This window comes from Marinospirillum sp. (assembly GCF_014859565.1).
In genome coordinates, this window is the sequence record NZ_JACUUA010000353.1 from 1 (window position 1) to 2,638 (window position 2,638).

General features: G+C 50.9%; 3 protein-coding genes and 1 pseudogene. 2 read left to right on the forward strand and 2 right to left on the reverse strand.

Annotation, left to right across the window (positions count from 1 at the left end):
• Together IBX50_RS19520 and IBX50_RS19525 are read left to right on the forward strand one after the other, a co-directional pair.
• A pseudogene (locus tag IBX50_RS19520) lies at nt 1-310 on the forward strand (NAD(P)H-quinone oxidoreductase); the annotation flags it as partial.
• A 20-nt stretch (nt 311-330) separates the two neighbouring features.
• Nucleotides 331-732, forward strand: a complete 402-nt coding sequence (locus IBX50_RS19525) for a DUF2069 domain-containing protein (protein WP_292258066.1) — start codon at nt 331-333, stop codon at nt 730-732.
• Nucleotides 733-746: 14 nt separating this feature from the next.
• On the opposite strand, the gene IBX50_RS19530 is transcribed toward IBX50_RS19525, so the two are convergent.
• Both IBX50_RS19530 and IBX50_RS19535 read right to left on the reverse strand, forming a co-directional pair.
• Nucleotides 747-1,907 carry a carboxylate-amine ligase gene (locus IBX50_RS19530; protein WP_292258067.1) on the reverse strand — a complete coding sequence of 387 codons (1,161 nt, stop codon included), beginning with the start codon at nt 1,905-1,907 and terminating at the stop codon, nt 747-749.
• A 127-nt stretch (nt 1,908-2,034) separates the two neighbouring features.
• A partial coding sequence (locus tag IBX50_RS19535) for a GGDEF domain-containing protein (RefSeq protein WP_292258068.1) occupies nt 2,035-2,638 on the reverse strand: 604 nt, incomplete at its 5' end.

The following is a 2,638-nucleotide window of genomic DNA, read 5'->3' on the forward strand; positions in this document are numbered from 1 at the left end:
CAGTAGCCTGTGGTTATCCGGTGCCCTGATTGATAAACCGGCAGGCACCTTTACCTCCACATCCAGCCTGCATGGCGGACAGGAAACCACTCTGCTGACCATGGCGCTGCCTTTGTTGCATCATGGCATGATCTGGGCGGGCATCCCTTATTCCAACGCGGAATTAAGCAGCACCACAGATGGTGGTACACCTTATGGAGCCAGTCATCTAGCGGGTATCAAGGGTAATACCCAGTTGAGCAGCACCGAAGCCCGGCTTTGTCGTGTACAGGGTGAACGTATTGCCCGGCTGGCATTAAAATTAATGTAACTATTCTACAAGGCGAACCTGTGAAACCTGCTGCTCCCCTACCCCGTAAAGAACTGAACAACAAGCTGGCTGTCAGCCGCTTTCTGACACTACTGAGTTATTTTGGCCTACTGGCAGTACTGCTGGCAGGTGTGGTAATTTTTCCTTTGCCCGAAGGTGCACGTCTTTTTATTATCCTGCCGGTGCTGTGGCTGCCCTTGCTGGTTTTTTTACCTGCAGTGCTGACCAAAAATCCACGTGGTCATGCTTGGTTATGTTTTGTCAGCCTAGTGTATTTTATGCAGGGTGTAACCACCTTTATCATTCCCGGAAAAACGGGTATTGGTGCCCTGCAGGCCTTTCTGGCGCTGCTATTATTCTGCGCTGCCATGATGTATGGACGCTGGCGTGGCATGGAATTACGTGGAGCCATCAAAGACTAAAAGGTCTCTGATCTTTAACCTTGCTGGGTGATGTCTAGCAGCAACCGGACAACATCCAGCAAGGCCGCTTCTTCAGAGCACCCTGATCGTCTGGCGGCGGTATAAGCACCCACCTGTAGGTGGGCACTGGTGCCTTTGCTGAGTATCTTGGCACAGGTATCCAGCTCCATCTCACAACCCAGTGCTTTTGCATCCTCCGCCAGCATCTCCAGCAACTCCAGCAGCAACTGTTTGTATGGACGTATCTCACCAGTACCTAAATCAACTAGGCCGGCATCAATGCCGTAACACTGAGCTCGCCAGCGATTTTCATTGATCAGCATTCGTGCATAACTTCTCCAGCGCTGGTTTTTGAGGCGCAAACGGTAGAGATAACGCAACAGGCAACGATAAAGTGCTGCAATGGCAACCGAATCCTGCAGCCGGGTACAGGAATCAGCGACCCGCATCTCCAATGCCTCGTGCCGACTGGATGGTCTCAGATCCCACCACAAGCGCGAAGTGTCTTCGATCAATCCCGCCTGAATCAATACACTGGTATGTGCTTCAAAATCAGCCCAAGAGTCGAACAAATCCGGCAAACCGGTGCGGGGTAACTCGGAAAAAGCACTAACCCGGTAACTTTTAAGCCCAGTATTAGCAGAAAGCCAGAAGGGTGAACTGGTGGATAACGCCAGAATGTGCGGCACAAAGTAAGAAACCTGGTTCATCAGGTCAATTCGCAGATCCGGCTCCTCAATCATCACCTTGATCTGCATGCCGCAGGTTAACAAACGCCGGGAAAGATCTCTTAACTCCAGCGCCATGGCATGCTGTTTGCCATCACGGGTCTGAGTCTGACGCTGACGATGCCAGTCAGCAAAAGGATGAGTGCCTGCAGCCATCGGTGCCAGATCAAAATCAGCGGCAATCCGACCAAGGTGTTGCCGCAGCTCCGCAGCCTCTTTATGCAACTTTCCCAGATCATCATGAAAGTGGGTTGCTGTACGAATCTGGGCACCCAGCAGTTCTGGGCGAACTCGCTCACCCAGCTCTTTCTGGAGCCTTGCAACCAACTCCACCGGTTGCTCAACAATCACATCCAGCGTTTGTAAATCGACCAGCAGAAACTCTTCCTGAATAGCTGTGGCAAAGCTGGGACGGTACGCGGGACGAACAACCTGACTGTGAAACATGGAGGCTCCATATAAAGTCTTTAGGTTATTCTAAAGACATTTATAGAGAATCCAAGGATAAAGGTGTGTGATGTAGCCGCATAGGCTCGGACACTTTGTCGCACTGCAGTATAAAGCTGAAAATGGACTAAAGCTGCAGTATTACCAAGCCCAGACGATGGATTTCATGAGCCATATCAGGGGTTTTGAGTTCACGCATCCGAGTTATGACTTTTTCGAGCAATAGCTCAGGCTCACCGCGCTGAGGAAGCTCTGCCACACCAATGGATGAGTGGATTCTGAGGGTCGGAAACTCCGAGTATTTAACTTTAGCCAAAGCCTTGTTAATTCGTTCTGCCAGCAATAAACCATCCTGCTGACCCTTGCCGGGCATCAGCACACATAATTTGCGACCACTGAAGCGCGCACAAATATCATCCCGGCTAACACAATGCTGCAGCAGGCTACCCATGTTTCGCAGCACTCTGTCACCAATACTCTGACCGAACTGATCGTTAATTTCGTGCAGATTTTTCATATCAATGGTGACCAGTGCCAGACGCAAACCGTTCGGCCCAACCTGATCCAGCAACTCACGGAACACTTGCAGGAAAGCATCACGCTGGTAAAGTGCGGTTGTTTTATCCTGGCGGGATTCAATCTGCGCATCAGCCAACAGATTGTGCACCTGATCAGTCACGGCAACCCGTTCGGCAATATCTCTGCCGCTGGCCAGAATAAAATGACGTCCA

Bases quoted from the DNA above. Each gene is read 5' to 3' on its own strand.
- IBX50_RS19530 (WP_292258067.1), bottom strand. From the start codon at position 1,907: ATGTTTCACAGTCAGGTTGTTCGTCCCGCGTACCGTCCCAGCTTTGCC.